The organism is Rheinheimera tangshanensis (assembly GCF_014645135.1).
GTDB lineage: Bacteria > Pseudomonadota > Gammaproteobacteria > Enterobacterales > Alteromonadaceae > Pararheinheimera > Pararheinheimera tangshanensis.
Map to the genome: position 1 here is coordinate 77,422 of NZ_BMLH01000008.1, position 25,791 is coordinate 103,212.

The window sequence follows — 25,791 nt, forward strand, 5'->3', positions numbered from 1 at the left end:
CTTAAACAGGAACTGATTATTATGCAATCCATTTCACAGGCCGAAATACAGAGCTCCGGCACCCCTGTCAGCAGTTGGGCTTTACCTACTCTGACGTTTCTATTTTTTATCTGGGGTTTTATTACTTGTCTGAATGACATTTTAATTCCACATTTAAAAGCTGTGTTTGACCTGACGTACACCCAGGCCATGTTGATCCAATTCTGCTTTTTTGGCGCTTATTTTGTAGTGTCATTACCTGCTGGAGCTCTGATTAACAGACTGGGCTATCAAAAAGGCATAGTGATAGGCTTAGCTATTGCAGGCTTTGGCACTTTAAACTTTATTCCGGCCGCCAGCTTTCACAGTTATCCCTGGTTTTTAGCGGCATTGTTTGTGCTGGCCTCCGGTATCACCATTTTGCAGGTCGCGGCTAACCCTTATGTCACAGTGCTTGGCAATCCAAAAACGGCTTCCAGCCGTCTGACCATGACGCAAGCTTTTAACTCTTTAGGCACTACTGTGGCTCCATTGATTGGCGCTGCTTTAATCTTGAGTCAACTCGATAGCACTGAAGGCGCAGACGCTGTGCAACTGCCGTATCTGATACTGACTGTCGCCTTGTTTGTCGTCGCTTTAATTTTTTCCCGCTTGAATTTGCCTGTGGTCGAAAATGCGACTGCTGCGGAAAAAATATCCATTAAAACGCTGCTGCCTTTTACCCATTTGTGGCTGGGTGCTTTAGGTATTTTTATGTACGTGGGCGCTGAAGTTGCTATAGGTTCAGTGATGGTCAACTTTATTGCCTTGCCTGAAATTACAGGACTGGCAGAAGCTGACGCGGCACACTATGTCGCCTGGTATTGGGGTGGCGCCATGGTCGGCCGTTTTGTTGGTGCTTTGTTGATGCAGCGCATGAATGCTGGTTTATTGCTGGCCATTCACGCTGCTGCAGCCATGTTATTGCTGGTACTGGTAATTACAGGTCAAGGACAACTGGCTTTATTTGCGCTACTACTCGTCGGTATCGCTAACTCCATTATGTTCCCAACTATTTTTAGTCTGGCTTTACATGGTTTAGGTAAATACACCAGTCAGGGGGCAGGTTTATTGTGTCTGGCTATAGTAGGCGGAGCTTTAGTACCTTTAGCTCAAGGCAAGCTGGCAGATACTTTTGGTCTGGCTTTGTCTTTTATTCTGCCGATCTTTTGTTACATCTACATCTGCTACTTCGGTTTACGCAGTCGCAAGGTGACAGGTTAAGGCGCAAGCCGGGGCAAGGCGCGTATTCCCGGTTGGCCTTGCCCATTTTATGCTTCAGGCTGAGTCAAACCTCAGCCTTTTTTCTGTCACTTCACTGTATTCAAAACACCTTGTTGTGCTGTGTTCCGCCGAAATTTACTTAACGCCAGATATACAGCTGGAGTGCTGTACAAGGTCAGCAGCTGACTAACCAGCAAACCGCCCACTATAGTGATACCTAAAGGCTGGCGTAGTTCTGAACCTTCGCCCATACCAAATAGCAAGGGCACAGCGCCTAACAAAGCCGCAAAGTTGGTCATTAAGATAGGTCGCAAACGTTGTGCTGCCGCCAAAGCGACCGCCTCTTGGGGTGATAAACCCAGATCCCGTTCGGCATGTAAGGCAAAATCGACCAGTAAAATGGCGTTTTTCATCACTATACCAATCAGCAAAAACAGCCCCAACAAAGCAATCAGGTTAAAGTCGGTATTGCTGACATAGAGCGCCAGCAAAGCGCCCAAACCAGCGCAAGGTAAAGTCGATAAGATAGTGATCGGCTGAATAGTGCTTTCATACAACACCCCAAGCAGCAGGTACACAGTAAAGATCACGCCAATAATCAACCACAACTGATCGCCGGTTTTAAACATGGCATTACGTTGATCTTCCCCATTGATGGTGTAAATGCCACTGGGCACCATGGCCCGCGCCAATACCTGGTCAATGGCAGCGGAGGCTTGCTGCAAAGTAACACCAGGTGCCAGGCCATACCCTATACCGACAGAGGCAAACTGACCATCGCGGCGGATACGGTCATTGGCCAGACTGTACTGATAACTGGCAATACTGGATAAAGGCACTCTGTTACCGTCGGCCGTCACCAGCTGCAGTTGCTTTAATACTTCAGGCTGAGCGGTATAACCTGGTGTCAGTTCCATCACCACACGGTATTGGTTCATCTCATCATATAAAGTCGCCACCTGCCGCTGGGAGAAAGAGTTATTCAGCAAAGTAGCAATAGTGCGCATATCCACACCTAAACGCTGTGCAGCTTCACGGTCTATCGTCAATGAAACTTGTTGTGCATCTTCGCCGCTTGGCGTATCCACATCCACCAGCTCCGGTAGTTCCTGCATTTTTTCCGCGACTTGTTTGCTCCATTTGCGCAACAACTGCAAATCACCGGAGAGCATCAACAGCTCATAATCACTGCGGCCAAAGGGCGATGACAAGCGGATATCCTGATCGACATTCAAGAACACCATGCCACCCGGAACTTTCGGGGCTGTAGCGCGAATACGATCGACCACTTGCTGAGCTGATATTTTGCGCTCCGCCAGAGGTTTTAACCGTACCCGCATCCAGCTGTTACTTATGCCCATATCGCCACCGCTGGACCCCGTCACATCAGCGATGGCCGGGTCTTTTAATAAATGCTGACGGAAGGCTTCAATTTTTGGCTGCATGATTTGAAAGGAAAACCCATCATCACCACGCACAAAACCATTCAGCTGGCCAGTATCCTGATCCGGCAGTAAACCTGTAGGCACTTTGGTGTATAACCAGGCATTAGCAGCGAATAACAAGACTAAAGCGGCCAGCAACCAGCGGTAATGACTTAAGCTCCAGCTCACGCTCTGGTGATATTTCTGCTGAAACTTCTCAAAGCCGCCGATCTTTGTCTCGCCAGGCTTTTTGCTTTTCAACAGCAGGGCAGACAGACTTGGCGTTAAGGTCAGCGAAATCAGCAGACTGATAGTCATAGCAGCAGCCAGCGTGATGGAAAACTCCCGGAATAAACGCTCGACCAAGCCGCCCATAAACAAAATTGACAGGAAAATCACCACTAACGCCAGGTTCATCGCCAGCAAAGTAAAACCAACTTCAGACGCGCCTTGTCGCGCTGCTTGCAAAGGCGTTAATCCCCGTTCTATATGACGTTTTATATTTTCGACTACGACAATAGCGTCATCCACCACTAAACCTGTGGCGACAATCAGCGCCATCACCGACAAATTATTCAACGAAAAATCACAGAGATACATCACAGTAAAAGAGCCAACCAAAGACACAGGAATGGCCAGACTTGGGATCAAGGCACTGCGCAGGCTGCCTAAAAAAGCCCAGACAACCAGCACCACCAAAGCCACAGCAATCAATAAACTGATTTGCGCTTCAGTTAAGGTCGCGCGGATCACCGGGCTGCGGTCCATCACTACAGCTAAATCCGCGCCAGCTGGTACCAAAGCTTGCAGTAGCGGCATTTGCTGGTAAATAGCGTCTATGGTTTCCACTATATTGGCGCCGGTGCGGCGACTGATCAGTAAAATCACCGCATTTTTATCGTTATGAAAACCTGCGCTGTAGCGGTTTTCTGTTGAGTCAGTGACTAATGCCACATCCGACAAGCGGATAGGCGCGCCATTGACGTATTTCACCACTAAATTCTGATAGTCCGACGCCTGCCGCAACGTCTGGCTGGTCGCCAACTGCCAGCGCTGATCGCTGCTCTCCAATACACCCAGAGGTACGGCGGCGTTAGCGCCGCTGATCGCACTGCGCACCTCATCCAAAGCCACACCGTATTGTGTCAACATACCAGGGTTTAATTGCACCCGCACCGCAGGCAAAGAAGCCCCTGTCACTTCAACCTGACCTACGCCAGTAATAGCAGCCAGTTTTTGCGCCAATACAGTAGAGGCCGCATCATATAGAGCACTGGAGGCCAAGTGCTCTGAGCTCAACGCCAGCGCCATGACAGGAGCCTGTGACGGGTTAAATTTGCGGTAACTTGGATTGCCCGGCATACCGGATGGCAACTGACTGCGGGCCGCATTAATAGCGGCCTGTACTTCACGGGCTGCTTCGTCGACATTACGGTCTAAATCAAATTCCAGCCGTATTTGTGCAGAACCCTGATTGCTGCTGGAACTGATGCGGTTAATGCCGGCGATGCTGCCCAAAGCCCGCTCCAGCGGCGTGGCCACAGTGGCCGCCATACTTTCAGGGCTGGCACCAGGTAAACTGGCGGTGACCACTATCATTGGGAAATCGACCGCAGGCAAAGGCGACACAGGCAATAAACGCCAGCACAACATGCCCAGCAACAAAATCGCGGTGGCAATTAAACCACTGGCGACGGGGCGCTGAATAAAGGGTTTAGCTAAATTCATAGCGCTTTTGCCTCAGCTTCAGGTAAGTGTTCTTGACGACCTTCTTTGCTACTAAAATAACGGTCAAACCACAGATACACCACTGGCGTGGTAAACAGTGTCAGCACCTGACTAACCAATAAACCACCCACCATCACCAAACCTAAAGGCTGGCGCAATTCAGCACCTGAGCCGCTGGCCAGTAACAATGGAATAGCACCAAACAGCGCTGCTAAAGTCGTCATTAAAATAGGCCGGAACCGCATTAACGCCGCCTGATAAATAGCTTCAGTCGGCGATAAGCCCTGATGGCGCTGCGCTTCCAGTGCAAAGTCGACCATCATAATGCCGTTTTTCTTCACTAAACCTATCAGCAACACTATGCCGATGACAGCGATCAAATCCAAAGGCTGACCCGCAATTAACAGCGCCAATAAAGCACCGACAGTAGCTGAAGGTAAAGTCGACAATATGGTGACCGGATGAATTAAGCTTTCATACAAAATACCCAGCACTATATACATGGTGATCACCGCCGCCAGCACCAGCCAGAGCGTATTGCTCAAAGAGGCTCTGAACGCTTCAGCAGCACCCTGAAAGGTCAGTTCCATTTCAGCTGGTAATTGCAATTGCTGCTGTACTTCTTCGATGGCTGCTACAGCCTCACCCAGCGAATAACCTTCAGCCAGGTTAAAAGACAAAGTGACAGAAGGGAACTGGCCCTGATGGTTAATCAATAACTTGGCAGGTCGTTGTGTCACTTTCGCCACAGCAGACAGCGGCACAGGCGTACCTGAGCTGGTGCTGATATAAAGCTTATTCAGCGCATCCACACCATTGATCTGATCCGGGTCTACCTCCAGAATCACCCGGTACTGATTAGCCTGAGTAAATAAGGTGGTGATCTGGCGCTGGCTATAAGCACTTTGCAGCACAGTACTGATTTGCGACACATTAATACCTAAACGTGCTGCGGCAGTGCGGTCAATATCGATATAGGCCTGCAAGCCCTGTTGCTGCAGGTCATGTGCCACTTCGGACAATTCAGGTCGTTGTTGCAAGGCTTCCACTAAAACGGGCAACCACTGGTTCAATACATCCTGATCCGGTGTGGTTAAGCTGAACTGGTATTGAGTGCGACTCACACGGTCTTCAATACTCAGTTCCTGCACCGGCTGGAACCAGCCTTTAATGCCAGGTACGGCCTGCACTTGCTGTTCCAGCTCGCGAATGACTTCCACAGCCGACAAATCACGTTCGCCATGTTGTTTCAGGTTGATCTGAATTCGGCCACTATTAATGCTGGTATTGCTGCCATCAACACCGATAAAAGACGATAAACTGCTGACGGATGGATGCTGCAAAATATTTTCCGCCAGTTCCTGCTGGCGCGATGCCATCGCCTGAAAAGAAATATCCTGTGGCGCTTCAGTCACCACCTGTATAACGCCACTGTCCTGCACCGGGAAAAAGCCTTTCGGCACCGCCAGATACAACAGCGCAGTTAAAGCCACTGTCGCCAACATACTGAACATGGCTAAAGTTTGGTGACGTAATACCCACTGTAAACCACGGCCATAAGAGGCAATAATGCGGTCCATCAAGCCATTTTGATCATGATGCTCTGGCAGCGTGGTTAATAAACGCGCGCACAGCATAGGGGTGAGCGTTAAAGATACCACCAGAGAAATCAGTATTGCCACAGCCAAAGTCACGGCAAACTCAAAGAATAAACGCCCTACTACATCCGCCATAAAAAGCAGAGGAATAAGCACGGCGATCAGCGAAAAGGTCAGGGAGATCAGCGTAAAACCAATTTCTTTGGCACCTTTCAGTGCAGCTTCCATTGGCGAAGCCCCTTCCTCACGGTGCCTTGCGACGTTTTCCAGCATAACGATAGCGTCATCCACCACAAAACCTGTGGCTATGGTCAAGGCCATTAAGGTCAGGTTATTGACGGAGAAATCCAGCAACACCATCACAGCAAAAGTACCAATCAAAGATAAAGGCACGGCCAGACTAGGGATAATAGTGGCCGGAATAGTGCGCAGGAAGGCAAACGTCACTAACACCACCAGCACTATGGCGAATACCAGCTCTTTTTGTACATCCCGCACTGAAGCACGAATACTGTGAGTCCGGTCCGTTAAGACTTCTACTTTCACAGCAGCAGGCATAGTGGCCGTTAGTTGCGGTAATAATTCCTGTACTCTGTCGGCCACATCAATCACATTGGCACCGGGCTGGCGCTGAATATTGACCAGCACAGCAGCTTTTTGGTTAGCCCATGCAGCGAGGAACCTGTCTTCAGCACCATTTTCAATTTTTGCCACGTCTTTTAAGCGCACAGGTGCGCCTTCACGGTAGGCAATAATTAACTCTTCGTATTCGTCGATACTGCGAATTTGGTCATTGGCTTCCAGCATAGTGGAGCGAAAGGCACCATCAAAACTGCCTTTGGGCTGATTGGTATTGGCTGCGCTGATAGCACTTCGCAGACTTTCGACACTTAAATCCAGGCTGGCCAGAGCAGCCGGATTAGCTTTGACGCGAATGGCAGGGCGCTGACCACCGGCCAGGCTGACCATACCCACACCAGTCAGCTGAGCCAGCTTCTGTGCCATACGGGTATCCACTAAATCGTAAACAGCAGGCAAAGGCAGCGTGTCGGAGCTGACAGCTAAAGTCAGAATAGGTGCATCGGCCGGGTTTACTTTGCGATAGACCGGAGGCGTAGGTAAGTCGCTTGGTAACAAGGAGGAGGCTGTATTAATAGCGGCTTGAACCTCCTGCTCGGCCACACCCATATCCACCACTAAGGCAAACTGCAACGTAATAACCGAAGCACCGGCCGAGCTATTGGACGACATTTGTTTCAGACCTGGTATCTGGCCTAAACGCCGCTCTAAAGGCGCTGTGACAGTGCGCGCCATAATGTCTGGGCTCGCACCAGGGTTAAAGCTAAACACCTGAATGATAGGGTAATCCACCTGAGGCAAGGCAGCCACAGGCAGCAAACGCCAGCTTAAAAGGCCAGCGATTAAAATCGCCAACATTAATAACGAAGTGGCAACAGGGCGTAAAATAAAAGGCTTGGACAGGTTCATCATTTACCCCTTAGGCGCGTCCTGGATCACCTCAACTTCGCGGTCTGGTCTTAAACGGTCTAAGCCTTCCAGTACCACTTTATCCCCGGCTTTTAAGCCTTCTTCCACCGCCACTAAGCCGTTATCGACAGCACCTAACTTCAACAAACGGATTTGCGCTTTGTTGTTGTCATCGATCATATAAACATAAGTCCCTTGGGCACCGTATTGCACGGCATCCTGTGGAATAGTGACAGCGCCACTTTGTACTGCCACATTCAAGCGCACATTGACAAACTGATTCGGGAATAACTCTTCGTTCTGATTAGCAAATTCAGCTTTGAGCTTCAAAGTGCCTGTGGCTATATCAATCTGGTTATCTAAGGTGGTTAAGGTACCGCTGGTCAGCTGCATTTGTTCAGCTCTGTCCCAAGCCTCCACCGATAAGGCAGAGCCTGCACGAAAGGCACTGCGCACTTGCTGCAACTGAGTTTCAGGAATAGTAAAAACTACAGCTATAGGTGAGCTTTGAGTAATAGTGACCAGACCTTCGGCACTATTGGCCTGAATTAAATTGCCTGGGTCGACAGCTCGCAAACCTAAACGGCCACTGATAGGAGCTTTAATTTGGGTATAAGACAACTGCAAAGCAGCGGCATCAATAGCAGCCTGATTCGACTTAATAGCACCTTTGAGCTGACTGACTAGAGCTTGCTGCGCGTTCATTTGCTGTGCTGCTATCGTATTTTGCTCTTTGAGTTTGGCAAAACGCTCCAGGTCCTGTTCCGCACTTTTCAGCAGCGCTATATTTTGTTCTTTCTGACCCTGCGCCTGAGCCAACTCTACTTTGTAATCGGCCGGATCAATCTGAGCTAACAACTGACCAGCTTCAACTTTCTGACCTTCTTCGAAGAATACTTGCTGTAAAGGACCGGAAACCCGACTTTGCACCAGAACAGTGTTCAATGGCGTTACTGTACCTATGGCTTTAATCTGCACTTTTAAATCGGTGGAACCCGCTTCAATCACCCGCACAGGAACTGGCATAGCCCAGGGATTATTGGCCATAGCAGGACGTGCTCCTCCTGGTCTTTGCCCCGCTGGTCGTTGTCCCGGGCCAGGTTTGCCTGCAGCAGCTTGTCCTGCCCCAGCAGGTTCAGCACTTGGCCAAAACCAATACAGAGCGGCAGCAGCAACAGCCAGACTAACAGCTAAAACAACAGGCTTTTTCAGCAAAGACATAAGATAAATCCCTGTAACAAAAATTAAGTTCAGTAAAAACGGGCTTACTCTAATTCAGCCGCGAAAGCCCTGCAATGAAGCGAGTGTCAAGATTGAGTAAAGATGACATGACATTCGGTCAGATGTCTTTTTACAGCGACCAATAGCTTTATGTGCAATTACATACTGTTTATACAGCACAAAGGATCAATGGAATGCGCTGATGAGCACAAGTGGAGCGTTCAGTCAGTAGCTACTGACATCTGAACTCAGTAAAGCTAAGCCTAACTCTGTGGTGGCTATCAGATTTGTGTTCAATGAAAGTGAACACTACTGACATAAGGTTGTCAGTCTGGACTGCTACTCTGACAGGGTCAAGTAAAAGGAGCGCATCATGACTGTGTTAGATACTGCAATTGATCGTTATTTTTCAGCGACTAACGAGCGAAATAATACATTGGCCGCTGAATGTTTTGACCCGGACGCCTCCGTCTTTGATGAGGGCGAGCAATTAACCGGGCTAGAGTCAATTCAGCGCTGGCTGCAGCAAACTCAACAAAAGTATCAACCCATGATTCAGGTACTGACTGCAGAACGCAACTATGGTGAAGTTTGGGTTAAGGCGAATGTATCTGGCCAGTTTCAGGGTAGCCCCATTCAACTGAACTATGTATTTGCCTTGCAGGATGGCAAAATCAGTCGGCTGATGATCCGTTAATTGCGCCAATACCAAGAGAAACAGATGAATCGTGTAGACAGATTACTGGCGTTAATTTTGTATTTGCAAAGTCGCCGCACCTGTACAGCCGAAGCCATAGCAGAACATTTTGGTTTAAGTGTTCGTACTATTTACCGTGATATTGCTGCCTTAGGCGAAGCCGGAGTGCCTATTCTGGCTGAAGCAGGTATTGGCTATAGCCTGATGAAAGGTTATTTACTACCGCCAGTGAATTTTTCGGAACAAGAGGCCTATGCCTTGTCCACTGGCGTGATGCTGGCGCAGCGCATGACGACTCACAGCTATAACGAAAAAATGCAATCAGCTTTAGATAAAATCAAAGCTGTATTGCCCAATGAAGCCAAACAACGACTGGAGTTGTTAGCCAAAGGCATGGCCACTCCAACGACAGAGCATCCGCAACAGGCAGATTTGTCCGTATTACAACAAGCCATAGCCAGGAAACAACTGTTGAGCTTTGATTATCAGAGTGCCAGCCAGACTCACAGCCAACGTGAAGTAGAGGCTGCAGGTTTAGTGTTTTATCTGGGCCGCTGGCACTTGATTGCCTGGTGCAGACTACGACAGGATTTTCGTGATTTTCGCACTGACCGTATCCACAATCTGCAACTGCACAGCGAACAGTTTCAGGCCAGAACTGATTTTAACGCCAAGGACTTTTTACAAAATAGCACTCCGATCGCCCAACTGACAGCTCAAGTCAGGTTTATCCCTGCAGCAGCGGACATAGCCAGACGGGAATGGTGGCAAGGTATAACGGACGAGCAACAGCATGATGAAGGGGTAGTGATGACGCTCAACTGCAGCGATTGGGGCTCTTTAGCCTGTTGGTTATTGTCCCTTGGCACAGCAGCGACAGCGCTTGCTCCTGATGAAATAAAACAGGAGCTATGCAGACAAAGCCAAGCTATTTTGGCTTTGTATCCGACAACTTAACAGTTACTTTCTGCACCCAGTTGCTGCAGTAAACGGGCCTGTTGCAACAGTTTCACCTGAGTTTTGATCCTGTGTTTCAGGGTCACCGCATTCACAGGTTTGAGCACAAAATCAGCGCCACCGGCTTCCCAACATACAACCTCCTCTTCCTGACTCTGCATGCCAGTGACAAAAATTACCGGTATGTGGGCTAACTCAGGCTGTTGCTTTAATAAACGACAAGTCGCTACACCGTCCAGTTCCGGCATAACAACATCCAGCAGGATCAGATCCGGCGGGTTGCTTTGGCACAAACTTATCGCCTGAGCGCCGGATGTCGCCATAAAAATCTGGTAATCAGCATTAAGCATCTGATGAATGATTTGAATATTAACGGGCTGGTCGTCTACCACCAGAATTTTTATTTTATCCACACTGGGTGTTGAGATCGCACTCATCAATCACTGCCTTTTAATAACGTCTGATACTGCTCTGTGTAAAGTACGGCCTGCACAAAATTCAGTTGCTCTAGTGCAATTTCCAATGGCCCCAGCCATTCAGGGTTGAGTTGCTGTAGTGCCTGTTTAAGCTGTGCAAACTGGTCCAGGGCACTCATATTAAAGCTTTGCAAAGAAGTTTGCAGCTCAACCAATAGAGCCTTAAGTTCAGCATCATCTGGCAAATCAGCCAGCTGCGTCTCAACTGTCGGCGCTGTTTCGGCCAGCAGTAAAGGCACAAAACGCACAAATGCTTCGGCATCTTTAACAAACTTCGTTATGGCCATGGGTAAATCCAGGGCGGTTTTTTGTTTAATAGATTGCTCTATTGCCGCAGCAGGTTCAGATAAACGCACAATACCCAAAGAACTGGCGGAGCCTTTTAACGAGTGGGCCAGCAAATACAACTCTTTTTCCGGCAAAGCCGCGCCAGCTTTAAGCTTGACCAAGGCGGCCTCGAGTTCTGCCACAAAAGACTTCAGCGTTTTATGATACACAGTCACCGAGTTACCCAGACGGTTTAACGCGGAATTTAGCTGTACCCCTTGCTGTAAAGCCTCATCAACCAAGGCTGAGCTCAGCAATGGCTGCTGCATACTTGCGACAGACCGACTGAGGTCGACCGGAGTTTTTGACCACTTCAGTATGGTTTGAACCAGCGTGTCAATAGCAAAAGGTTTCGCCACATGATCGTTCATGCCCGCATCCAGACAGGCTTGTTTATCCGATTGCATCGCATTTGCCGTCATAGCCACTATCGGCAAAGTCAGCATAGCCGCTTTACTGCGGATACGGCGGGTGGTTTCATAACCATCCATATCCGGCATCTGAATATCCATCAACACCAAATCGTATTTATCTGGCTGCTGTTCCAGCATAGCCAAAGCAAAAGTGCCACCTGGCGCTATGTCGACTAAAGCCCCTTCATGGCTCAATAACTCAGACGCCACTATCTGGTTGGTCGGATTATCTTCCACCAGCAACAGTTGCAAACCATTCAGCCGACTTTGCCGTGGTGCCACATCCTGCAGCGCATTGGAAAACATCTGTTTACCAGCCAGCGCATCCAGCACAGCATCGAGCAAACGGCTAGGGGTGACAGGTTTGACAATAAAACCATTAAGCAAATGCTGACTTTGTTCCTCCTGCTGCTTTTGCGCCAGACATTCCCGGCCATGAGCTGTCACCATAATAACCAGCGGCATATCCGGCCCTTGCACTAACTCACGGATTTTCTCTGCGGTTTGCCAGCCATCTAATCCGGGCATTAACCAATCCAATAGCACCAGCTTGTAATTGTTGCTTTGTTGCAACAACTGCAATGCCTGTTCGCCACTACTGGCTAAATCTACCTGACAGCCGTAATGGCGCATCACCTCAGATAAAATCTGCCGGGATTGCTGGTTGTCGTCTACCACCAGTACTGTTAAATCCTTAAGTAAGGATAAGTCCGACTTGGCAGCAGGTAAGTTCAGACAATTCAACCAGAGTTCAAACTCGAAACTACTGCCCTGTCCGAAGCAGCTCTCTACTGATAATTGTCCGCCCATCAGCTCAACCAGGCCACGACTGATGGCCAGCCCCAGACCTGAACCGCCATAACGACGGCTAATGGACGACTCGGCCTGACTGAAACTCTGAAAAATCAGTGCAAGCTGCTGTTCAGTCATGCCTATACCAGTATCTTTGACTGTAAACTTCAACCGGACAGCATCGGCAGTGCGGGCTGTGACTCCGATGCTTACCACTATTTCCCCTTGCTCAGTGAATTTGATGGCATTACCGGTCAGATTCAGCAGTACTTGCTTCAGTCTTAAACTATCTCCAACAACAAGTTGAGGTAAATCGTCGGCAAATTGATACAAGACCTCCACATCTTTACTGCCCAGATTGGCAGACAGAATGATCCCTATGTCTTCCATGAGCGCGGCCAGTTCAAAGCTGTGGCTATCCATTTCCAGCTTACCGGCTTCCACTTTCGAGAAGTCGAGAATATCGTTCAGAATAGCTAACAAGGATTTAGCGGCAATTTCTGTCTGACGAATATAATCGTCTTGTCTTTTGGTTAAGCTGGTTTGTTGCACCAGTTGCAACATGCCCAGAATAGCATTCATCGGCGTACGGATTTCATGGCTCATATTGGCCAGAAAAGCCGACTTTGCGTCATTCGCTGTATCCGCCAACCGTCTGGCCTCGGCCAGCTCGCGCTCCCTCTTGTGTTGCTCAGAGCGATCACGGGCCACCAGATAGAAGTAGTCTCGTTGTTCAAAACGGATCCAGGATAAATTCACCGATAAAGGAATTTGTACAGCTGTAGCGTCCTCAAACTGAGTTTCAAACTGCACACTGCGCTTTTTCTCCGAGCTTTGAGTCAGTTGCTGTAGTCGATCGCCTACTAATTGACCGACAAGCTTTGTTGGGCTCAATTCATCGGAACAGCAGGCTAAAGCCGCTGGATTTGCTTTAATGACTTGTGCACTATCACTCAACCAGAACACCAGATCCGGACTTTGTTCTGTCGACACTTTCGCCAAAGCAAGCTCAAACTCCAGCTCTTTTTGCACTGTTAAATCGCGGGCTATACCCAAATAACCTACCACCTGCTTTTGCTGATCCAGCAAAGCTGTTACCGCAAGCTGGACAGGAAAACGGCTGCCATCTTTACGACTGTAAGTCCATTCTCTGGTATCTGTTTTCCCTTGTTTAGCCTTTTCGATAAAAACGCCAAAACCAGGCTCGACCTTGTAGCCAAGCTCCTTGGTCAGCAGCTCTGCATACTCAACAACTTCTCCTTGATCATGAAATACAGCAGGGCTATAACTACCAGCGAGCTCAGCTTCCTTATACTGCAACATAGCTTCAGCTGCCGGGTTAAAAGACGTGATACTGCCGTGTAAATCAGTCGTGATAATAGCGTAGTTGGCGTTACGCAGAATGCTGCGCTGCAAGGTTGATACCCGTTCAATTTCAGCAGTACGCAGCTCGACCTGATGCTCCAGCTCTTCATTAGCTTGCTGCAGTTTTTGTTCAGCCTGCTTAATATGGCTGATGTCGTTTACCGTCAGTGCTGAGCCGATAAACTGGCCTTTTTCATCCAGAATAGGTGATACGTTTAATGAGACTGCATATTGCAGACCAGACTTGTGCTGACGCACAGTCTGAACATAACGTATTTTCTGGCCTTTACGGACCAGTTGCTCCAGCTGCGCTTGTTCATCCAGACAAGAGTCAGGAACAATCAACTGACTGATGGTTTTGCCCAGACTTTCGGCTTCGCTATGGCCAAACATTTGTTCTGCCGCCGGGTTCCAGCTACTGATCTTGCCTTGTTTATCCAGACCTATCACGGCCTCATTCGCATTTTCTACTATGGCTGCCAACACGGCCTGCTGCCTGGATAGTTGAAAACGCCGAAAAAACGTCAGCTGGGCAAAAGCAACAATGACGATCAGCAAGGCACTAAATCCTGCCGAGGTGTAAAACACATCCTTGGGGGCGGGTAATGCCAAAGCAGTCACGAAATGCTCTGTAGCCTGCAATCTGACCAGCCATTCGCGACCAAAAATAGATAACGGCTGCTCAGCCCGATAAGGAGTTAACGTCGAATCTGTAACTGTTGTTTTAAAAAAAGCCTGCTGCGGATTAAATGCAATATCTATGACGTCCAGCTGAACCTGTGCATCTGCGGTTTTGATACTGGATAAGATTTCATCAATGGTTAAAGGGGCATAAACCCAACCATATAACTGCTGATAACGTTCTTCAGCCGTTTGCGGCGCTTTACCTTGCAAATAGATGGGCATTAACAACAAAAAGCCCTGAGATTTTTTGTTTTGCGCTTGCACCAAAGTCACAGGATCTGTCAGTACAGCACTGTTTTCCCGAACAGCCTTCAGGGCAGTTTGATAACGACTTTGCTCCGAAGCTATATCAAAACCTACAGCCTCCTTATTGTCAGCCATAGGTTCAATGTATTGAATCACGAATAAATCATGCGTATGCACGCTTTGCTGACGAAAGTTAAAATAGTCAGCATTTTCAGCCTCAGCTTGAGCTAAAAATTGCGGAAGTGCAGCAGGCGTTACTTTACGGATCATGCCAAAACCGCGGGCACCTGGAAATTCTAGCTTTAAGTCACGGCTTTGACTGTAATTCAGCATGTTTTCATAGCCGAATTTTTCTGTGCCGGCACTTAATACAGCGCCGCGGACACCACGTAAACCATACTGATAAATAGTGAGTTTTTCACCTATCGCATCAGCCAGTTGCTTAGCTTTATTATCTAAACTTTGTTGAATACGTTGCTGATTCTGTTCCTCTTGCCGTTGTTGCAAATGCCCCGACAGATAAAAGCCAATTACCGAAAACAACAATACCGGGATCAACACAGGCCAAAGCTCTGACAACGTGCGCTTCAAACCTGTCATTGACCTGCTTCCTTATGCTGCATAATGCGTTTCAGGCGTTCCGTCGCAGCCACAAAGTTTAATGTCATAATTTCCTGCTCCATCAGCACAAAATCTTCAGCTCCTAAATAGGCGATCCACCCCGATCTTTGTTGCTGAAACAGGCTGTAAGCCTGCATATCACTATTTTCAAGATACTGAATATACTGCAAAACGTCAGGTGTAGTGGTATCTGAATGATGCTCAAACTGAGTCAACCACAACTCCAGGGCGGCACTGGTTTGCTCCACACACTCCAGATACTCTGCAAAAGCTTCGGCACCAGGTAGCTGGCCTGACTGATGCAGAGCTTGCTCCATAGGGCGTGATAATTCAGGCAAGGTAGTAGCCCCCAAAGTCGCGTAACTGCCGCGTAATTTATGCATAAAGTACTCAATAGCTTTAGCATCGTTGTTTTGATAGGACTGCTTAAGTTTCTGTAGCTCAACAGAGGTAGACCTGATCAGTTGAGTCATAGCAGGCGAGAGATGCTGAAAAGCATCTTGCGAAAAACCAATTAATTGCTCCAGTACACTAAAATTAAACAACGTTTTGGCCTATCCAAATGATTTATCACAGCATAATTGGCTTTGGGTGAAAAATCCCGCGCTTTATCCGGTTAATTTTTCGTCTACACTAATAAAAGATTGGGCAAAAAACAGGGAAGTGCCGAATGCAGATCATGCAAGCTATTGTACCAGCAGCAAAAATTTTATTAGTGGATGATCAGGCATCGTCCTTATTAGTCCTGCGCGAACTATTGCAGGATTTAGCGACTTTGTATTTCGCCACAGATGGGGTTCAAGCCATTGAGCTGGCCGTTTTGCATCGCCCTGAACTCATCATTTTGGACATAGAGATGCCAGGTATGGATGGCCTTACCGTATGTCGAAGCTTAAAATCCAATCCCGCCACCCAAGATATAGCTGTTGTATTTGTCACGACTCATATCGATATAGAACATGAAATAGCGTCACTCAATGAAGGCGGCATAGATTTTTTACGTAAACCTCTGCATGCAGTATCGAGTCGGATGCGGATTAAAAATCTGCTGGATTTAAGCCGCTACAGCAGACAAGTCGCAGCGGAAAGAGAGTGGCTACGCGTGACCTTAGATTCTATAGGCGATGCGGTGATAGCCACAGATCTGGACGGCAAAATCAGCTTTATGAATCCTATTGCCGAACGTATGACAGGTTGGCTTGCCAGAGAGGCGCTGTTTCGCCCTATCGAAGAAGTCATGCAATTAAGAGATGCCCACAGCTTAGAACCGCACTGGAACCCAATTTATTTTGCGCTAAAAGAACAGCGTGTTGTAGCCATGGCATTGAATTGTCAGTTGGTATCACGCACAGGGCAGCTGTATCAGGTCGAAGACTCAGCAGCACCTATTATCGACAGTAACGGACATTGTCTTGGCAGCATAGTGGTATTTCATGACGTCAGCGAAAGTATGGCGCTGGCGTTAAAAATGAGCCATTTAGCGAATCATGATCCTTTAACCAACTTGCCTAATCGTGTTTTGCTGTATGACCGTATCGAACAGGCCATTAAAAAAGCTGAGCAGTTGCACCATAAATCGGCTTTACTGCTGATCGACCTGGACCACTTTAAATATGTGAATGATTCTATTGGTCATAATCTCGGTGATTTGCTGATCAAACAAGCCTCTGAACGCCTTAGTTCTATTTGTGATGCCGGAACTACACTGGCGCGCTTAGGGGGTGATGAGTTTGTGATGGTGCTACCAGAGCTCTGGTCTATCGAAGAAATCGCTTTGTTCAGCAGTCAGGTGCATAGTCAATTTCAGCAACCTTTTACGCTGGACGAAAAGAAATACCAAATGACCGTCAGCATAGGCGTCAGTATTTATCCTGATGATGCCCAAACCATTGAAATGGTTATGCGCCACGCCGACGTTGCTATGTTTAAAGCCAAATCTGAAGGCCGTAACAGAACCAGCTTTTTCTCCGACGAATTGGAGCAGCAAATCATCTATCGCCATCAACTGGAACTGCTGTTACGCGACACCTTGGCTAACAGGCAGCTACAGGTGTATTACCAACCCAAGCTTTGTTTAAAAACAGGCAAGCTGTTAGGAGCTGAAGCTCTTGCTCGGATGCAAAACCAGCAGGGACAATGGGTCTCTCCGTTAGAATTTATTCCGTTGGCAGAAGAAACAGGTTTAATTGTAGAGTTAGGCCTACAAGTGTTACGTCAGGCCTGTCAGGAGTGTTTAAGTTGGCAACAACTGGGTTATCAGGTGCCTGTGTCTGTCAATATTGCAGCGGCTCAGTTTGCCGATCCACAGCTGGTGCAGCAAATCAAAGATCTGCTGGCAGAACTGCAGATCTCAGCACAACTTCTGGAATTGGAAGTGACAGAAAGTGCACTGATGCTGGATGTCAGTAAAACCCAAAGCATGTTAAGCCAACTCAGAGCATCTGGCATTCGTACTTCGATAGACGACTTTGGCACCGGCTATTCCAGCTTGTCTTATCTGAAAAAGTTTCAGGTTGATGTGCTGAAAATAGATAAATCCTTTGTGCAGGAAATGCTGACCGACAGAGGCGACATGGAAATAGTCAAAGCAGTGATCTCTCTGGCTCAGTCGATGAATTTACAGCTGATAGCTGAAGGTATTGAGAATGAGGCGCAAAAAGACATGCTGATCAAACTCGGTTGTGAGGTTGGGCAGGGCTATTTATTTAGTAAACCTTTGTCGGCAGCCAATTTCAGAACATATGTATGCCAATAGCATGCTGGACTCACAACAAGCTTTGTTCTCCGCTGTCATTCAGCCGGAAATACTGCCCTTGCCGGATCAACAGCCCTTCAGAGCTGCGAGGCGGAATACTGCCTCTGTAATCACGCGGGTGCCTGACGTTTACGGCCAGTACTTTGCCCTGATACAAGCTTTTTACCCGCCACTGCGGCGTATGGCCTACCACTACAGTCTGAGCTTTAAACTTCGCCAGCGTCGCGTCTATCTGTTGCTGGCTTAAGTCGTCCTCGAAATAACCTCTGTACCAGGATGGGCCATAACGGGTAGACAACAGATATTCCAAATCCCCCTGATCTGGCTTAGGAAAATAGCCTATGCGGTACTGGCTACGTACTATCTGATTCAGGTCGTGCAGGTTATAGTTCAGCTCTGCCAGTTTAGGGTGCAAGCCACCATGCACAAATAAATGGCCGTTGATCAGCTCAGCTGTGTTTTTACTGGCCAGCCAACGGCCTAGCAACGACTGTTCACCATACAGCTCAAACTGCTGTTTGCCCAAAAGAGTAGCGACATACTGGTATTTTTTTGCAGCGCTCTGAAAATTACCCTGCAGGTTTTTAATTTCATGATTGCCTAGAATGTAATGCACAGTGCCACCTTGCTGCTGCGCCAGTTGCTCCAGCCGGTAGATAAACCACAGTACCTGAGTGGTAGACGAATCGCGGTCGACAAAGTCGCCCAACAGCACCAGATGCCCTTTACCAAAAGTCCAGTTCAGCTCTGTATCTATCACTTTTGCAGCGATTAAAAAGTCGCGCAGGCTCTTATAGGCGCTTTCAATATCAGACAGCACCAGTATGGGTTCATCATCCTGATATTCAATGGCTGGTGTTTTAATATCGTCATGAATATCAAGGCTGAAACTGGTGTTTTCCAAAGGAAAATAGACTTCTGTTTTCAGGCGTTGCCCCAGCGGAACCAGTTGTTGCTGCAGATAAAAACCTTGCTCGCGGCTGCCTCTGATATGGTTCACCTGCAACTGATCGCCCTGAAAAAATACATGAGGGCCTTCATCACCCACTTTATAAGAGCGCTCGTCATCGCCGTAATCTACATCCACACCAAAATACAGAGCTACAGCAAAAGCCACAGCGAGCAGCAGTGTCAGAGTGGCAAAAAAGTGCTTTAAATTGGTCAGAATCAATTGCATTACAACTCTCCTTTTGCATTAGCAACCCGCTGAATTACATATTGTTTTTTAATACTCTGAGCACTTTTCTGGTTAAGGTTATAACCAATAGGGCACTGAAGATGGCGACGGGTATAAACCAGGCACCCAGCAATTCCTGATCCGCAGGATAAGGCGAAGCAAAAAAGCCGATAGCTAAACTGTTGCCATTACCAGCAGACCAGGCGCCGACCGAATCTGGCATAAAGATTTTTGCTCCGGCAACAAAAAGTAATGCAAAAGCAATACTGAAACCAAAAGCCGCCATGGTGTAATACAAAGTCGCGGTCACTCCCTGTTTTACTTTTTGAATGGCTTTAAAACCAGCAGGAGGTGGCGCACCATCCGTGATATGAGCGATATAGGCAAAAGCCAACTGACGGGGTTCACCAAAGCCCTGCAAAATTGCGCTGGCATCCACAACCTGACCTGAACCTTGTTGCTGTTCCAGCACATCAAAAATATGACTTTCAATTTCCTTTAGCACTTCCTGCGCTTGAGCCTTCTCCAGTCTTGCCAGATAACGCTCCAGCTCTTTCAGGTACTGATGAATCATGTCGCGTTGTTCCATCTTTATTCTCCTTGAACAGGTAAAACATCAGGGCCCGGGTGAGCCAATAAAAATTCAATATCAAACACGGACTGACGCCATAAGGTGATCAAATCGGCCAACTTATGATGACCGGTAGTCGTCAGGCTATAATACTTACGCGGCCTGACATCGCCTTCCTGCACCCACTGGGCATCCACAATACCTTCACGTTTCAGTCGGTCTAACAGCGGATACAAAGTACCTTCGGTAATGGCGGCACTTTTAAAACTTTGCAGCAGCTTCAAAAGCTCCAGCCCATACAAAGTACGGTGTCGCAGTGCAGCTAAAATCACCAGCTCCAGCGTGCCTTTACGCAACTGCACTTCCCACTTTTCCTGAGTTTTTTCTTCTTTTTCTTCTATTGTCATAAAGTAACCATGCGATGAATTATACCTTGCATTACATAGTAATATGTATAGCAGATCACATTCTGCACTAGCAAGAGGATTTTTTGAGCACTGTTTACTGAAATGGTAGAAATAACTAAAACCAAAGCCGCAGTGATGCGGCTTTAGTTCTTTAGCTGTGTTGCGAAGGGATATTCAGATGAAAGTGACTGTTTAACTCAGTCTGGCTTGTACAAGATCCGCCAACCGAAAACCAATCAACATAAAGACGACAAAAAGCAGTCCTTCTATAGCTCCTGAGCCAGCCAACACCAAAGCAGGGCCAGGACACAGACCCACTAAGCCCCAGCCTAAACCAAACAGCGTGCTGCCGATCAGTAGAGGTTTAGTAATAGCTGTAGCATCAGGCCAGTTGAACTTCGTCTGTAACAGACTGTGCGGCATTTTTTTGCTGAGGCTAAAAGCGATAAAAGCCACGACTATGCCGCCAACCATCACCAAAGCCAGCGATGGATCCCAAAGCCCTGCTATATCTAAAAACCCCAGCACTTTGGCAGGATTTGCCATACCAGCCATCAGTAAACCCAAACCAAACAGCAGACCGCAGATAAAAGCGCTCAAGGTTAAAAATCTGTGTTTTTTCATGCAGCACCTCTCTGTGCCGCACCCTGAAGGGCAGCCTGCGGCTGTGAAAATTGTCTATCCTGCCAATTTTTCATGATGAAGTCCTTATAGCAGATGACGGACAACAAAAACTGTGACCATAGCAACTGTCATAAAAGTAACAGTAGCGACTAAAGAGCGGCCTGACAGTCGGGATAAACCACAGATGCCGTGACCGCTGGTACAGCCAGAGCCTAAACGAGCACCAAAGCCAACCAACAAACCCGCCAAGGCTAATAGCTGGTAATTCGACGTGACTTGAACTTCTGGCAAGGGAGCCAACAGCAGCCAGACCCAGGAAGACAATACCAACCCCAGCACAAAAGCCAGCCGCCACCACCGTTCAGCGCCGGAGGAAGTCAGACTACCGGCCGCAATACCACTAATCCCGGCAATACGACCATTCAGCAACCATAACAGGGCTGTCGCAAGACCAATAAATAGCCCACCAAGTAGCGACTGTTGTGGAGTAAAATTCATCCAGTCCATCTTCAATACCTCTTGGTAACTCAGGGAAAACAACTGCGCATTAAACACAGAGGTTAATCACTTATTAATATAAGCATATACCCAAAAAGAATATTAGTAAATACTAAAAAACTATCAAGTCTGGCGATCAAAATACCCAGAGCCACAAAGGCTTAAAACTATCTGTACAACCTAATGAACACAGCATAGCCAAATTTTAGGCATAAAAAAAGCTGACATAGTCAGCTTTTTATTTTTTAAATCAATAACTTAAACCTATTCCACAGTCACTGACTTCGCCAGGTTACGTGGCTGGTCTACGTCTGTGCCTTTGATAATGGCGACGTAGTAGCTTAATAATTGCAGCGGAATAGTGTAGATGATTGGTGCAATCAGCGGGTGTACGTGTGGCACGCTGATCACACGCTGTGTTGCGTCTGATTTAAAGTGAGCATCGATGTCAGCGAATATGTACATGATGCCGCCACGGGCACGCACTTCTTCCACGTTTGACTGCAGTTTTTCCAGCAGTTCGTTGTTTGGCGCTACCACAATAATTGGCATATCAGCGTCAATCAGTGCCAATGGGCCATGTTTCAGCTCGCCTGCGGCATAAGCTTCAGCGTGAATGTAGGAAATTTCTTTCAGCTTCAGCGCGCCTTCCATAGCGATAGGGTACTGGTCGCCACGGCCTAAAAACAACGAGTTGTGCTTGTCAGCGAACTCTGTCGCCAAAGCTTCGATTTTTGGCGCTAGTGTTAAAGTTTCTTCCAGTTTGGCTGGCAGCGATTTTAATGCCTGCACCATGTCCTGTTGCTGCTGTGAGGTTAAACCATTGTATTTACCAATGGCCAACGTCAGCATCGACAAACCTACTAACTGAGTAGTGAAAGCTTTAGTAGATGCAACACCAATTTCAGCGCCAGCACGGGTCATAAAGGCCAGATCTGATTCACGTACCAGTGAAGAACCAGCCACGTTACAAATAGTTAAGCTACCGATGTAACCCGCTTCTTTGGCTAAACGTAAGGCCGCTAAAGTGTCTGCCGTTTCACCAGACTGGGAAATGCTGACCAGCAAGCTGCCTGGCTGCACAAACGACTTGCGGTAACGGAATTCAGAGGCAATCTCCACGTTACAGGAAATACCAGCTAAAGATTCCAGCCAGTAACGTGCCACCATACCTGAGTGGTACGAGGTACCGCAGGCAACGATTTGCACGTGACGGACTTTTTTGAACAGTTCAGCGGCGCCGTTACCAAAAGTCTCGTCCAGCACTGAGTCTGAACCTAAACGACCTTCTAAGGTGTTGCTGATAGCATGTGGCTGTTCGTAGATTTCTTTTAACATAAAGTGGCGGTACTGACCTTTGTCACCGGCATCATAGCTGGCGGTAGATTCAGTAATAGTGCGCTCGACTTGGTTGCCGTTTTTGTCGTACACAGTCACGCTGGTACGGGTAATTTCAGCCACGTCGCCTTCTTCTAAGAACATAAAACGACGAGTGACTGGTAACAGAGCTAACTGATCAGAAGCGATAAAGTTTTCGCCTATACCAAAACCTATCACCAATGGGCTACCTGAACGGGCTACCACTAAATGGCTTGGGTCGTTTTGGTCCATCAGTACAGTGCCGTACGCGCCGTTAAATTGTTTGACCGCAGTTTGTACTGCAGCTAACAAAGAACCAGCTGTTTTCATTTCTTCAGCCACTAAGTGCGCAATAACCTCAGTGTCAGTGTCAGAATTAAACACATAACCTTTGGCTTTTAACATTTCACGCAGCGGGCCGTGGTTTTCGATAATGCCGTTATGCACCACTGAAATATTGCCGGAAACGTGTGGGTGAGCGTTACGCTCTGAAGGTTCGCCGTGGGTAGCCCAGCGAGTGTGCGCAATACCAGTGCCGCCAACAACAGGGGTTAATTTTACTGCGTCAGACAACTCTTTTACTTTACCTAAACGGCGGATACGTTGTAATTCGCCTGTTGGGCTGATGATCGCCACACCGGCAGAGTCATAACCACGGTATTCCAGACGGCGTAAGCCTTCCACCAAAATGTCGACTACGTCACGTTGTGCTACAGCACCTACTATTCCACACATAAAGTCTTACTCCACTGATCCAAGGGGGGCGCAAATCACTTTTACGCCTTGTTGTTCTATTTGTTGTTTTGCGCTGGCGGGTAACTTGTCGTCTGTTACCAGTATTTTGATGGACGACCAGGGCAATTCTAAGTTGTGGATTTTCCGGCCTATTTTGTCGGACTCCACCATCACCACCACTTCACGCGCCACTTCTGCCATCACCCGGCTTAAGCTGGTCAGCTCATTAAAAGTAGTAGTACCACGCTGCAGATCAATGCCATCGGCACCAATAAACAGCTGGTCGAAATCGTATGCACGTAAAACCTGTTCCGCCAGCTGGCCCTGAAAAGCCTCAGACTGTGGGTCCCAACTGCCACCTGTCATCAGCAGTGTAGGTTCGTTTTCCAGTTCACGTAATGCATTGGCAATAGACAAGGAATTAGTCATCACTACTAAACCTTGTTTATGCGACAGTTCAGGCAATAAAGCTGCTGTGGTGCTGCCGCTGTCGAGAATAATGCGGTTGTGGTCACGAATCAGCTCTGCAGCAGCTTTGGCCAGAATTTGCTTTCGTTCTGAAACTTTTTCGACCGCGGCTTCCTGGATCAGTTCATGCGGCACTTGCACTGCTCCACCATAACGACGCAATAACAAGCCATTATCTTCCAGTGCAGCTAAGTCTTTACGAATAGTCACTTCAGAAGTTTCAAAGTGATGGGCCAACTGCTCAACACTGACTTCGCCCTGCAGATTCAGCAGATCAAGAATAGCGCGGCGGCGTTGTTGGGTGTTTCGTTTGTTCATCTGCCAGTCATTTAAGTTTCGTTTCGAAAGATATTTTACAGAAACGAAACTTAAACGCAAGAGTGAAAGTTAAATTCAGTGTTTGTGGAGAGTGTGAGCAGTCAACAAAGCTGCGGCTTTAAATACGAGAAGTGTTTAGCCTAAGTAATTGATGATGCAGAGAGGCGACAAGCAAACGAGACCCCAGGAGCATAGTTGTCTATGCGACTGGGGCGATACTCTTTCCTCAACATCAGGCGCAGTCAACAAAGCTGCAGCTTCAAGTACGACGGCTAATTAGTGTTGATGTGAAGCTTCAGGCCCTATCAAAACCAGCATCAGCAGCACACCAAGCCCCATCATCAGGCCATGTAACCACAGAGGTTGTTCAACATTTTTGCGCAGCAGCGGCATTAAATCGGCGCTGGCTAAATAAATAAAAGCACCGGCTGTAATAGCCAATAAGATATTCAGATTAGGGGTTAACCAATGACTGATAGTCAAGGTCGCTACTGCACCTAATACACAAGCGCTGGCCGATAACAGGTTATACAACAAAGCTTTTTTACGGCTGAAACCGGCATGCAGTAATACAGCAACATCGGCAATTTCCTGTGGTATTTCATGGATCAGAATAGCGACTGTCGTTGTCACACCCAATAAAGGGTCGACCAGAAAACTGCCTGCTATTAATACACCATCAATAAAATTGTGAACTCCATCAGCCACCAGATTCACTTTGCCATAGCTGGCGGTGCTTATCGCCTGATCCGGTAGTTGTGGATGGCCATGTTGCAGCGCACGTTCCAGAAAGTAAAAACCTAATAAACCCGCTAATACCCAACCAAAAAGCTGACGATGCGACTCCTGATGCTGCAGTGCGTCCGGCAATAAATGTAAAAAAGCATTGGCCAGCAATACACCTACAGCCAGACTTAAAATCAGTGGTAAAAAACGTTGTAGTTTTTTTTGCGGCAGCAGAAATAACACGGCCCCGGACAGGGATACCAGCATCACCAAAAAGGCAGCCAGCAGGATAAACAGAGTTAACATAAAAAATCCTGTCCTATGGGAAATAACAGCGGATAAAGATGATCAAGGTAAGGCAGCAAGAGCCACACTAAAAACCTGTGACATTATAACGTTTTTTCCTTAATGTGATCTTTGTTTTTAAAGAAAAAATCGTCAGGAACGATTTTTAACAGCTTCAGCTGGCCCAAAGGGTAAGCGCCATGGATGGCTGCGAATAAAAAATCGTCAGGAACGATTTTTAACAATGCGAAGCATTGGCCCGAAGGGTGAGCGCCATGGATGGCTGCGAATAAAAAATCGTCAGGAACGATTTTTAACAGCTTTAGCTGGCCCAAAGGGTGAAGCCGGAAATAGCATTGCCAACAAGTTTGGCAATGCCCGGATGAGCGCCAGTGGCTCTGTCCACTGGCCGGAATGCGCCAAGGACAGTTGCGACATACCGTCCTTCCCTGGACATAAAAAAACCACCTGTCTTCCCAGCAGGTGGTTGAGCATTCTCTCAAAAGACCAGGGTAACGTAGAAAGCGGGGCAATTTAGGGGCGCGGTTTATCCGCGCCGCCGGAGGTTGAACCCGATCTCCGTCAAGGA

20 protein-coding genes are annotated in these 25,791 nt (G+C 47.7%); 4 read left to right on the forward strand and 16 right to left on the reverse strand.

Features of this window, described 5'->3' with window-relative positions; all coding sequences use genetic code 11:
• The first annotated feature begins 21 nt into the window (after positions 1 to 21).
• On the forward strand, positions 22 to 1,242 hold the full coding sequence (locus IEW88_RS14400) for a sugar MFS transporter (protein ID WP_229670513.1): 1,221 nt from the start codon (positions 22 to 24) through the stop codon (positions 1,240 to 1,242).
• 86 nt (positions 1,243 to 1,328) lie between these two features.
• Here the strand turns inward: IEW88_RS14400 and IEW88_RS14405 are convergent, their stop codons facing one another.
• From IEW88_RS14405 to IEW88_RS14415, 3 genes are read right to left on the reverse strand one after another with little or no spacing between them, the layout of a single operon-like run.
• The gene (locus tag IEW88_RS14405) at positions 1,329 to 4,394 is read right to left on the reverse strand and encodes an efflux RND transporter permease subunit (protein ID WP_147904553.1); all 3,066 of its coding nucleotides are present in this window, start codon (positions 4,392 to 4,394) and stop codon (positions 1,329 to 1,331) included.
• The gene (locus IEW88_RS14410) at positions 4,391 to 7,480 is read right to left on the reverse strand and encodes a multidrug efflux RND transporter permease subunit (protein WP_147904612.1); all 3,090 of its coding nucleotides are present in this window, start codon (positions 7,478 to 7,480) and stop codon (positions 4,391 to 4,393) included. Before IEW88_RS14410 ends, IEW88_RS14405 begins: the two co-directional genes overlap by 4 nt.
• Before the next feature lie 3 nt (positions 7,481 to 7,483).
• On the reverse strand, positions 7,484 to 8,701 hold the full coding sequence (locus IEW88_RS14415; RefSeq protein WP_147904552.1) for an MdtA/MuxA family multidrug efflux RND transporter periplasmic adaptor subunit: 1,218 nt from the start codon (positions 8,699 to 8,701) through the stop codon (positions 7,484 to 7,486).
• Between the two features lie 373 nt (positions 8,702 to 9,074).
• Here IEW88_RS14415 and IEW88_RS14420 point away from each other — a divergent pair, with 373 nt between their 5' ends.
• Together IEW88_RS14420 and IEW88_RS14425 are read left to right on the forward strand one after the other, a co-directional pair.
• Entirely contained in the window at positions 9,075 to 9,398 is a 324-nt protein-coding gene (locus IEW88_RS14420; protein WP_053423005.1) for a nuclear transport factor 2 family protein, read from the forward strand.
• A 24-nt stretch (positions 9,399 to 9,422) separates the two neighbouring features.
• Entirely contained in the window at positions 9,423 to 10,355 is a 933-nt protein-coding gene (locus IEW88_RS14425) for a helix-turn-helix transcriptional regulator (RefSeq protein ID WP_147904551.1), read from the forward strand.
• Here IEW88_RS14425 and IEW88_RS14430 read toward each other — a convergent pair.
• Genes IEW88_RS14430 through IEW88_RS14440 form a run of 3 tightly spaced genes read right to left on the reverse strand, consistent with a single transcriptional unit; the run spans position 10,352 to position 15,824 of the window.
• Positions 10,352 to 10,792, reverse strand: a complete 441-nt coding sequence (locus IEW88_RS14430; RefSeq protein WP_147904550.1) for a response regulator — start codon at positions 10,790 to 10,792, stop codon at positions 10,352 to 10,354. The two genes, IEW88_RS14425 and IEW88_RS14430, sit on opposite strands and share 4 nt — an antisense overlap.
• Positions 10,792 to 15,258, reverse strand: a complete 4,467-nt coding sequence (locus IEW88_RS14435) for a CHASE domain-containing hybrid sensor histidine kinase/response regulator (RefSeq protein ID WP_147904549.1) — start codon at positions 15,256 to 15,258, stop codon at positions 10,792 to 10,794. Before IEW88_RS14435 ends, IEW88_RS14430 begins: the two co-directional genes overlap by 1 nt.
• Positions 15,255 to 15,824, reverse strand: coding sequence for an Hpt domain-containing protein (locus IEW88_RS14440; protein ID WP_147904548.1), 570 nt, complete (start codon positions 15,822 to 15,824; stop codon positions 15,255 to 15,257). The genes IEW88_RS14435 and IEW88_RS14440 overlap by 4 nt, the downstream gene beginning before the upstream one ends.
• 125 nt (positions 15,825 to 15,949) lie before the next feature.
• On the opposite strand from IEW88_RS14440, the gene IEW88_RS14445 reads away from it, so the two are divergent.
• On the forward strand, positions 15,950 to 18,034 hold the full coding sequence (locus IEW88_RS14445) for a putative bifunctional diguanylate cyclase/phosphodiesterase (protein ID WP_147904547.1): 2,085 nt from the start codon (positions 15,950 to 15,952) through the stop codon (positions 18,032 to 18,034).
• A 10-nt stretch (positions 18,035 to 18,044) separates the two neighbouring features.
• Here IEW88_RS14445 and IEW88_RS14450 read toward each other — a convergent pair whose 3' ends face one another.
• The 10 genes from IEW88_RS14450 to IEW88_RS18790 all read right to left on the reverse strand — a co-directional run bounded on the left by IEW88_RS14450 (position 18,045) and on the right by IEW88_RS18790 (position 25,659).
• On the reverse strand, positions 18,045 to 19,211 hold the full coding sequence (locus IEW88_RS14450) for a metallophosphoesterase (protein ID WP_147904546.1): 1,167 nt from the start codon (positions 19,209 to 19,211) through the stop codon (positions 18,045 to 18,047).
• A 34-nt stretch (positions 19,212 to 19,245) separates the two neighbouring features.
• Positions 19,246 to 19,800: an HAAS signaling domain-containing protein gene (locus IEW88_RS14455; protein WP_147904545.1), complete on the reverse strand. Its 555-nt coding sequence runs from the start codon at positions 19,798 to 19,800 to the stop codon at positions 19,246 to 19,248.
• A gap of 2 nt (positions 19,801 to 19,802) precedes the next feature.
• Positions 19,803 to 20,189: a PadR family transcriptional regulator gene (locus IEW88_RS14460; protein ID WP_147904544.1), complete on the reverse strand. Its 387-nt coding sequence runs from the start codon at positions 20,187 to 20,189 to the stop codon at positions 19,803 to 19,805.
• A gap of 192 nt (positions 20,190 to 20,381) precedes the next feature.
• Positions 20,382 to 20,813, reverse strand: a complete 432-nt coding sequence (locus tag IEW88_RS14465) for a DUF6691 family protein (protein WP_147904543.1) — start codon at positions 20,811 to 20,813, stop codon at positions 20,382 to 20,384.
• Positions 20,814 to 20,897: 84 nt separating this feature from the next.
• A complete protein-coding gene (locus IEW88_RS14470; RefSeq protein ID WP_147904542.1) occupies positions 20,898 to 21,320 on the reverse strand; it encodes a YeeE/YedE family protein in 423 nt (140 codons plus the stop codon).
• A 255-nt stretch (positions 21,321 to 21,575) separates the two neighbouring features.
• On the reverse strand, positions 21,576 to 23,405 hold the full coding sequence (glmS, locus tag IEW88_RS14475) for a glutamine--fructose-6-phosphate transaminase (isomerizing) (protein WP_147904541.1): 1,830 nt from the start codon (positions 23,403 to 23,405) through the stop codon (positions 21,576 to 21,578).
• Positions 23,406 to 23,411: 6 nt separating this feature from the next.
• Positions 23,412 to 24,191, reverse strand: a complete 780-nt coding sequence (locus IEW88_RS14480; protein ID WP_046521496.1) for a DeoR/GlpR family DNA-binding transcription regulator — start codon at positions 24,189 to 24,191, stop codon at positions 23,412 to 23,414.
• 276 nt (positions 24,192 to 24,467) lie between these two features.
• Positions 24,468 to 25,223 carry a ZIP family metal transporter gene (locus IEW88_RS14485; RefSeq protein ID WP_147904540.1) on the reverse strand — a complete coding sequence of 252 codons (756 nt, stop codon included), beginning with the start codon at positions 25,221 to 25,223 and terminating at the stop codon, positions 24,468 to 24,470.
• A gap of 83 nt (positions 25,224 to 25,306) precedes the next feature.
• On the reverse strand, positions 25,307 to 25,537 hold the full coding sequence (locus IEW88_RS14490) for a hypothetical protein (RefSeq protein ID WP_188713512.1): 231 nt from the start codon (positions 25,535 to 25,537) through the stop codon (positions 25,307 to 25,309).
• Positions 25,525 to 25,659 carry a hypothetical protein gene (locus IEW88_RS18790; protein ID WP_260394376.1) on the reverse strand — a complete coding sequence of 45 codons (135 nt, stop codon included), beginning with the start codon at positions 25,657 to 25,659 and terminating at the stop codon, positions 25,525 to 25,527. Before IEW88_RS18790 ends, IEW88_RS14490 begins: the two co-directional genes overlap by 13 nt.
• Positions 25,660 to 25,791 lie beyond the last annotated feature (132 nt).

Bases quoted from the DNA above. Each gene is read 5' to 3' on its own strand.
- IEW88_RS14455 (WP_147904545.1), bottom strand. From the start codon at position 19,800: ATGGAACAACGCGACATGATTCATCAGTACCTGAAAGAGCTGGAGCGT.
- IEW88_RS14480 (WP_046521496.1), bottom strand. From the start codon at position 24,191: ATGAACAAACGAAACACCCAACAACGCCGCCGCGCTATTCTTGATCTG.
- IEW88_RS14420 (WP_053423005.1), top strand. From the start codon at position 9,075: ATGACTGTGTTAGATACTGCAATTGATCGTTATTTTTCAGCGACTAAC.
- IEW88_RS14445 (WP_147904547.1), top strand. From the start codon at position 15,950: ATGCAGATCATGCAAGCTATTGTACCAGCAGCAAAAATTTTATTAGTG.
- glmS (WP_147904541.1), bottom strand. From the start codon at position 23,405: ATGTGTGGAATAGTAGGTGCTGTAGCACAACGTGACGTAGTCGACATT.
- IEW88_RS14430 (WP_147904550.1), bottom strand. From the start codon at position 10,792: ATGAGTGCGATCTCAACACCCAGTGTGGATAAAATAAAAATTCTGGTG.
- IEW88_RS14450 (WP_147904546.1), bottom strand. From the start codon at position 19,211: ATGCAATTGATTCTGACCAATTTAAAGCACTTTTTTGCCACTCTGACA.
- IEW88_RS14425 (WP_147904551.1), top strand. From the start codon at position 9,423: ATGAATCGTGTAGACAGATTACTGGCGTTAATTTTGTATTTGCAAAGT.
- IEW88_RS14485 (WP_147904540.1), bottom strand. From the start codon at position 25,223: ATGTTAACTCTGTTTATCCTGCTGGCTGCCTTTTTGGTGATGCTGGTA.
- IEW88_RS14460 (WP_147904544.1), bottom strand. From the start codon at position 20,189: ATGACAATAGAAGAAAAAGAAGAAAAAACTCAGGAAAAGTGGGAAGTG.
- IEW88_RS14405 (WP_147904553.1), bottom strand. From the start codon at position 4,394: ATGAATTTAGCTAAACCCTTTATTCAGCGCCCCGTCGCCAGTGGTTTA.
- IEW88_RS14410 (WP_147904612.1), bottom strand. From the start codon at position 7,480: ATGAACCTGTCCAAGCCTTTTATTTTACGCCCTGTTGCCACTTCGTTA.
- IEW88_RS14470 (WP_147904542.1), bottom strand. From the start codon at position 21,320: ATGGACTGGATGAATTTTACTCCACAACAGTCGCTACTTGGTGGGCTA.
- IEW88_RS14435 (WP_147904549.1), bottom strand. From the start codon at position 15,258: ATGACAGGTTTGAAGCGCACGTTGTCAGAGCTTTGGCCTGTGTTGATC.
- IEW88_RS14415 (WP_147904552.1), bottom strand. From the start codon at position 8,701: ATGTCTTTGCTGAAAAAGCCTGTTGTTTTAGCTGTTAGTCTGGCTGTT.
- IEW88_RS18790 (WP_260394376.1), bottom strand. From the start codon at position 25,659: ATGTCCAGGGAAGGACGGTATGTCGCAACTGTCCTTGGCGCATTCCGG.
- IEW88_RS14465 (WP_147904543.1), bottom strand. From the start codon at position 20,813: ATGAAAAAACACAGATTTTTAACCTTGAGCGCTTTTATCTGCGGTCTG.
- IEW88_RS14400 (WP_229670513.1), top strand. From the start codon at position 22: ATGCAATCCATTTCACAGGCCGAAATACAGAGCTCCGGCACCCCTGTC.